The organism is Blautia sp. Marseille-P3201T (genome assembly GCF_900120295.1).
Classification (GTDB): Bacteria; Bacillota; Clostridia; order Lachnospirales; family Lachnospiraceae; genus Blautia.
In genome coordinates this window covers 350,286-357,224 of sequence record NZ_LT635468.1, presented here as the reverse complement: position 1 = coordinate 357,224, position 6,939 = coordinate 350,286, and the positions used below count along the sequence as shown (strand labels likewise).

The window sequence follows — 6,939 nt, the reverse complement described above, 5'->3', positions numbered from 1 at the left end:
TTCTGCTCCAAGCTGTTTGATTGTGAGCGGTACTCAAAAGCAAAAAATCATACTGCGGAGCAGAGAAAACAGTTCCGTCTTGAAAAGGAGAAGCCGATACTGGAGGCATTCTGGAATTGGCTGGATCAACAGCGTCCAAATAAGGGAACCCGTTTGGCGAAAGCGGTGAACTATGCCCAAAATCGGAAAGACACCCTGATGACCTATCTGGAAGACGGTCATTGCAGTTTATCCAATAATCTTAGCGAGAATGCAATCAGACCATTCACTGTTGGCCGGAAAAACTGGCTGTTCAGTGCCAGTCCGAAAGGAGCTGCCTCTAGCGCTATTGTGTATACAATGGTTGAGATGGCAAAAGCGAATGACCTGAATACCTACAAATATCTGACATACCTCTTATCACAGCGGCCAGACGCTAAAATGTCAGATGAACAGCTGGAACAGCTTGCCCCATGGAGCGAGACTGCGAAAGCGAACTGTCAAAACTAAACATAGAGTAAAACGCTTGCATCTATCATTTTGGTGCAAGCGTGATTCATGGGCAGCGTAGCAATATTTTGCGCTTACCTCCTATTGACAGGTATGAGTATTGTGGTAATATAAACGCGCGTTTACAAAGGAGCTGTTATTATTGAATAGTGAAGAAATTGCAAGAATAGCAAAAGTATCCAGAAGCACTGTTTCGAGGGTAATTAATAATTACAAGAATGTTCCACCAGAGACAAGAGAACTTCCTTAAACTGATGGAAGACTGTATGAGTGGAATGATTGATATTGTAATGACAAAATCCATTTCGCGTTTTTCCAGAAATCTTGTGGATACGCTTCAGTATGTAAGAATGCTTAAAGAACGAGGTGTGACGATTATTTTTGAAAAAGAGAATATCAATACTTCTACCATGGAGAGTGAGATGCAGCTGGCACAGAATGAGGTGGAATCGTTATCTCAGAATGTGAAAATGGGTGTTAAGATGAAGATGCGTCGGGGAGAGATGATGGGATTTAATGGATGTCTTGGATATGATTATCATCCGGAGAATAAGAGCATTACTGTGAACGAAGCAGAGGCAGAAACGGTACGCTATATTTTTGACAGATATATAGAAGGTTATGGAGCCTATACTATTGCGAAGGAGTTGACAGCGCTTGGAAAAGTCAATAAAAAGGGTCAAATCAAGTGGACGGACAGTGGGGTTCGAGGAATCATCAAGAATGAAAAGTATAAAGGGGATCTGCTCCAGGGAAAGACTTATACTGTAGATCCTATTTCCAAGCGGAGACTGGATAATCGTGGTGAGGAAGACCGATTCTACATCAAAGATCATCATGAAGCAATTGTGTCGAAAGAAATATGGGACAGGGCGCAGGAAATCTGTCAGGGCCGGTATAAGAAGAATGCGAATGTAGTTGATGGTACAAGAACCAAATTTACAAGAAAATTTGCTTTAAGCAGTATGTGTCAGTGTGGATTTTGTGGTACGAATCTCACCAGACGTTCTCATAATCAGGATACGCATCATATGAAAACCAGTCTGGAAATGCAGAACAGCAACGAACAAAGGGATTGAGAATTGTCCTCACAGTAAAGCAATTGATGAAGTAATTATTGAAAATGCATTTGTGGAAATGTTTCGATTGTTGGCAGAGAACTTTGACGATGTACTGGAATCCGTTTTGATGTCGGTGGAAGAAGCACTGTCTACAGACGGAAGTGCTGATAAATTAAAGCGGATTGAAAAAGAAATATACAACCTTGAGACACGTCGAAAGAAATTGACCGACATGATACTGGATGATAAAATAACGAAGGAAGCCTACGATGAGAAATATGAAGATTTGTGCAGGAAACTTGCAAAGGCGGAATCTGAAAAACAGATGTTTTCTGACAGTGTCATAACGCAGAATGCAATCATAAAACGTATGCAGGAAATTCGTTCACAGTTAACAAACGCAGATGTCATGGAGCAGTTTGACAGAATTGTGTTTGAAAGTATCGTGGAGAAGATTATTGTAGGTGAGACTTATGAAGATGGAACGGTTGACCCTTATAAGCTGACATTTGTGCTTAAGGGAATGGATAACTGGTGTAACGAATTATTACTACTGATATAGGAAGGGAAGTGAGATACCTGTTATGAAAAAATTAGATACTGTCCCAAATGGGGAAATGATTATTTATGAAAACAGCGATGGAAAGACAATTATTGATGTTCGATTTGATGAGGATACACTTTGGCTGACTCAGATGCAGATGGCAGACTTATTTGGAGTACAAAAAGCAGCAATATCGAAACACTTAAAAAATATTTTTGAAAGTGAAGAATTGATAGAAAATGCAGTTGTTTCCATTTTGGAAACAACTGCGGCAGATGGAAAGAATTATCCAACCAAATATTATAATTTGGATGCTGTAATTGCTGTCGGATATAGAGTTAATTCCAAAAGAGCAACGGCTTTTAGAATTTGGGCAACAAATATTCTAAAGGACTATATTAAAAAAGGTTTTGCAATGGATGATGATCGCTTGAAAGAACTTGGCGGTGGTGGATATTTCAAAGAATTACTTGAAAGAATCCGTGACATACGAGCTTCTGAAAAGGTATTTTATCGTCAGGTCTTGGAAATTTATGCAACGAGCATTGATTATGATCCAAAAGCAGAAGTATCAGTTCTCTTCTTTAAACGAGTACAGAATAAGATTCATTATGCAGTATCGGGAGAAACCGCTGCGGAAGTGATATATCATCGTGCAGATGCAGAGAAAGATTTCATGGGATTAATGTCATTTTCAGGAGAACAGCCGACTCTCCGTGAAGCAAAGATAGCAAAAAACTATTTAGATGAGAAAGAGCTGCGAGCAATGGGACAACTTGTATCTGGATATTTAGATTTTGCAGAAAGACAGGCAGAAAGAGAAATACCAATGACGATGGAAGACTGGGCAAAGCATCTTGATGCTATCCTGACATCAACTGGTGAGAATCTTTTGACTGGAAATGGAACTGTAAGCCACATTCAGGCAATGGATAAAGCACAAACTGAGTATAAGAAGTACAAAGCTAGAACAATTAGCAGTGTAGAAGAAGATTACTTGGACAGCATTAAAATGTTAGAGCAGAAAAGCAAGAAATAAGCAGTAAAACCAACAACTTAACAGGAAGGAATGAACGATTATGAACACTCATGACGACTTGTTAAATAACGATGAAATGTGTTCTTTTTATGAGGACGACATAGAAAATATGTGTTCCAACAAAGAATACGACGCATATAGAGACAATAGTTGCACTACATCGGATAGATTCGTAAAAATCCTTGATTTTAGGCACTTTGAGAGGTTTTTCAGGTTTGATCAGAGTGACCGAAAAACATACAAAAAGGCAATTTCTGATGGAGTAAACGTGTCTGTGGTATTGGACTGCGGCTTCGGAAACACATCAAAGAGAAAGTAATACATTTATCATTCAACTAAATAACAGAAACGTGAAAGACCGTTCATTTTCAAGAAAAATTGAAAGTGAGCGGTCTTTTTTTATACCTTTAAAACGGATTTTATTAAGACGTTTTGAAGGGCTGATTCGATGTGTTCGAGAAAGGCGATATTATGGAGACGATCCGGAATGTAGATGTAAACAGATTGCATGATTTCAAAAATCATCCATTTAAAGTAGAGATGAATACAGAATTGTGCGAGCTTATGAGAAGTATTGAAAAAGAAGGAGTGCTTTTCCACCTTTAACCATTGCAATATCTCTAACTCGTGCCCAACACCACCCCTCCGGCACTTCAAACGGTATCTCATCTTCAATACATTTTACAGTTCCATCCTGAGACTTCTCATAATGCAAATTATTGATACAAGTAGTAAGTTTAAGGTACCTTCGTGGAAAATAAAAAAGTGGAGCCCACGCATGGAACTCCACCGGCTACGGACATCGCAAGTTTCCGTAGCGCAACCATATGTACATTAACATTACAAGATGTGTATGTCAATAAACTCATGTTCTTGAGTTTCCGCAGTTTTATCCACAGTCACCTGTTTTGTAATATATCATTATAAACAACTTTTAAAAAATGCCTAAAATATAAGGAATCTTCTCCCTTTTTGATGTAAAATTAAGCTACCAACCAAAAATCTTACTAAACAAAAAGAAAGGGGATTCCTTATGTCTCATTTTACATCAAACACTTACATTTTGAAACGAAAAATTTTAACTTTTACAAAGAAATTTTCAAGAAAACTTTCAAAGCCTGAAAGAAAATTTACAGCTGACATTACCTATGGTATGCTGGCTTCCGGAAGTTGCCTGTTAACGGATGTCTGTGATCAGCTTCACGAACCTTCCAAAAAGATAAACGTTGTTGATCGTTTATCTAGACACCTTGAAAAAGGTGTGTCTGCATCCGCTGCTTCCGCTTACCTACAACAAGTTAAAAAATGGAGTTCTTCTGAACCTATCATTTACATTGATGACAGTGATGTTGTTAAGCCGGATGGCTATAAATTTGAATCACTTGGAATTGTCCGCGATGGTTCAGAAAGTACATCCACTAAAAGCGTTTATAAAAAAGGTTATCATGTAACCGAGGCTTGCATTCTTACTTCCGCCAATCATCCTGTTAGTATTTTTTCTAAAATACATTCGTCTCATGAAAAAGACTATAAATCTGCAAATACAATTACTTTCCAAGCAATTGAACAGGGAAACTCTCTCTTTGGCAAAACCACTTTTGTCATGGACAGAGGCTACGATGACAATAAGATGTTTCTGAAGTTGGATGAACTCGGACAAGATTATGTGATCCGTTTAAAGTCTAATCGTAAGCTTTTGTACCATAACAAATGGACAAAGGCTACAGAACTTCGTAATCGCAGGAAAGGGAAGGTGAAAACAAATGTTTTTTACAAGGGCAAAAACCATGAAGCCTACCTTTCACATGTCAAAGTACAGATTACTGCATCCAGAAAGGACATTTTTCTTGTGCTTGTTTACGGCATTACCGAACATCCGATGATGCTTGTTACTAATAAAGAAATCAAATCGAAAGATGATATAATCCGGGTGGCAAGGACTTACTTTTCCCGCTGGAAAATCGAAGAATATTTCCGCTGTAAAAAGCAGATGTTCCAGTTCGAGAACTTTCGTGTGCGTAAGCTGAAGGCAATCAACGCGCTTAATTTTTATATCACCTTATGCATGGCATTTCTTGCAATGATTTCAATGGAATCAGAGACCAATGCCCTTAAGGTTTCCATCATAAAGGCAGCAAATCCTGTAAAGGAAAAAGTTTTTTTCTGCTATTACCGGCTGGCAAAAGGCATCTCAGGCATACTTTCTTATGCAAAAGAGGGCGTCAGGCTTTGGTTCCGGACAAAACGTCCGGCATACCGTCAACTCTGCCTTAAGCTAGCCGCTTAAATAGATAAAAGAATAGTTCTCCCAAAAGTCCGGTTCTGACGGGGCTTATTAAAGTGTCTCTATTCACGGAACTGCCTTTCTTAAAATTTCAAAAATCGGCAGATTGACACTTTAGGAGATTCTATTCATTTTGAAATTACATTTTGCGGAAACTCAAGACTCATGTTAGATATTGAATTATATTTTCCTGTATCGGCTGATTTTATCCCAGTTAGCAGGAAATCCCATATTATCAAGCAATTGTTTCTCTGTAAGATGAGGACACTGCTTAATTACAGTTTTTATAAGTTTTGAAAGAGCAGTTTTAAAGAGTCTGAATTCATCATTATTTATCAGGTAGCGTAGGGCAATTACAACTGCGAATAAATCCTGCTTGCCGTATACATAGTGATTATTGTTTTGATTGATTTGAAGCTTTTGGTGTAGCAGGGTATCAGGAATTGTCTCGTTTATTCTGAATGAAAACAGACGCTCCCCATGGGCACATACATTACGGCATTTGCCTATAATGTTGATAAACTGATGCAATTTTTTTTCTGAAACATTCTGAAAGTTTTTGCTGATTTTGGTTCTAATATCAGTAGTTGCATATTGATACATTTTGGAAATCTGCCCAAATGTTAAAGCATTTGTTGCAACCCATAATGGTACATTGTGATATGTATTGACTGAATGCTCAATATAGGCATATTTGCTAGGTGTAGCAATAACTTTTTGTAATGAATGAGTCAGGCGAAGCAGTTCACGATGGTTCTTTCTGGTGTGATTATAATTATTTATATCAAGATACATGGACTGCTGTTCACCATATTTTTCACAGAAGTGATAGGAAAACATGGATTTTATATGGCGTTCTACATGAAGAATGTATTTCAGAAACAAAGTGCGTAGCTCTTCATCAAAGTAGTAGAAAGAAACTAATTCATCAAAAGTAACGCCATGAATATATTTATTTGACGGAGCGTGTTTGAAAAGAGATTTGTATCCACCTATTAGAGAATAGTAGCTGAGTTCTTCCAGTTTTTTAGTGGCATATTCGTGATTAGGAATAGCAAGTTGCTTGTCATATTCAAGAATATGTAGCTGCTGCTCATAGGTGAGAAAGTTTTTTGCCATATAGTATTTCCTTTCTGAAACAGGCATAAAAAAAGTGGAGCCCACGCATGGAACTCCACCGGCTACGGGCATCGCAAGTTTCCGTAGCACAACCACTACAAATAATATACCATTGATATCTGGCGATGTCAAACAGTATTTTTTTAGTGGCATTAATAGTTTATGCGTTTCTGTGTGTGATATTCTTATTTTGTTCATTCTTGGCATTCAGCCATTTTTCTTTATATTCCAGTGCTTTCTCAGGCTTGTGCCATCTGGCATATAGATTATTCAGATATCCGTATACAGATTTCAGATAGTTATTCTCTGAAACATAATTATCAAATGCTGAAACAGCAGTATCAGATGAAGCTAAATCATTATACTCAGCATTCCAAAATGTTAATCATTTTAAAGAATGCTG

Annotated in this window: 8 protein-coding genes; 7 read left to right on the top strand and 1 reads right to left on the bottom strand. The window is 37.8% G+C overall.

Translation table 11 applies throughout. The features are described from left to right. From BQ7352_RS14770 to BQ7352_RS04625, 7 genes are all read left to right on the top strand, one after another. Nucleotides 1–489, top strand: a 489-nt coding sequence (locus BQ7352_RS14770; RefSeq protein WP_242948526.1) for an IS66 family transposase, incomplete at its 5' end; no start/stop codon positions are given. 142 nt (nt 490–631) lie between these two features. Then, nucleotides 632–739 (top strand): LacI family DNA-binding transcriptional regulator, encoded by a 108-nt coding sequence (locus BQ7352_RS15210; RefSeq protein WP_331497050.1) that lies wholly within the window; start codon nt 632–634, stop codon nt 737–739. A gap of 16 nt (nt 740–755) precedes the next feature. Next, the gene (locus BQ7352_RS14765; protein ID WP_242948525.1) at nt 756–1,568 is read left to right on the top strand and encodes a recombinase family protein; all 813 of its coding nucleotides are present in this window, start codon (nt 756–758) and stop codon (nt 1,566–1,568) included. A 52-nt stretch (nt 1,569–1,620) separates the two neighbouring features. After that, nucleotides 1,621–2,112: a hypothetical protein gene (locus BQ7352_RS14760; RefSeq protein WP_242948524.1), complete on the top strand. Its 492-nt coding sequence runs from the start codon at nt 1,621–1,623 to the stop codon at nt 2,110–2,112. 22 nt (nt 2,113–2,134) lie between these two features. Next, nucleotides 2,135–3,133, top strand: a complete 999-nt coding sequence (locus tag BQ7352_RS04640; protein WP_072447358.1) for a virulence RhuM family protein — start codon at nt 2,135–2,137, stop codon at nt 3,131–3,133. 471 nt (nt 3,134–3,604) lie between these two features. Then, nucleotides 3,605–3,739 carry a ParB N-terminal domain-containing protein gene (locus BQ7352_RS14955; RefSeq protein ID WP_256381136.1) on the top strand — a complete coding sequence of 45 codons (135 nt, stop codon included), beginning with the start codon at nt 3,605–3,607 and terminating at the stop codon, nt 3,737–3,739. A 427-nt stretch (nt 3,740–4,166) separates the two neighbouring features. Continuing rightward, nucleotides 4,167–5,420 (top strand): transposase, encoded by a 1,254-nt coding sequence (locus tag BQ7352_RS04625; RefSeq protein ID WP_200791364.1) that lies wholly within the window; start codon nt 4,167–4,169, stop codon nt 5,418–5,420. 177 nt (nt 5,421–5,597) lie between these two features. Here BQ7352_RS04625 and BQ7352_RS04620 read toward each other — a convergent pair whose 3' ends face one another. Further along, the gene (locus BQ7352_RS04620; protein ID WP_072447510.1) at nt 5,598–6,536 is read right to left on the bottom strand and encodes an Abi family protein; all 939 of its coding nucleotides are present in this window, start codon (nt 6,534–6,536) and stop codon (nt 5,598–5,600) included. Nucleotides 6,537–6,939 lie beyond the last annotated feature (403 nt).

Excerpts from the sequence above, each read along its gene's own strand:
- BQ7352_RS04620 (WP_072447510.1), bottom strand. The coding sequence starts at position 6,536 with ATGGCAAAAAACTTTCTCACCTATGAGCAGCAGCTACATATTCTTGAA.
- BQ7352_RS14765 (WP_242948525.1), top strand. The coding sequence starts at position 756 with ATGAGTGGAATGATTGATATTGTAATGACAAAATCCATTTCGCGTTTT.
- BQ7352_RS14955 (WP_256381136.1), top strand. The coding sequence starts at position 3,605 with ATGGAGACGATCCGGAATGTAGATGTAAACAGATTGCATGATTTCAAA.
- BQ7352_RS04640 (WP_072447358.1), top strand. The coding sequence starts at position 2,135 with ATGAAAAAATTAGATACTGTCCCAAATGGGGAAATGATTATTTATGAA.
- BQ7352_RS04625 (WP_200791364.1), top strand. The coding sequence starts at position 4,167 with ATGTCTCATTTTACATCAAACACTTACATTTTGAAACGAAAAATTTTA.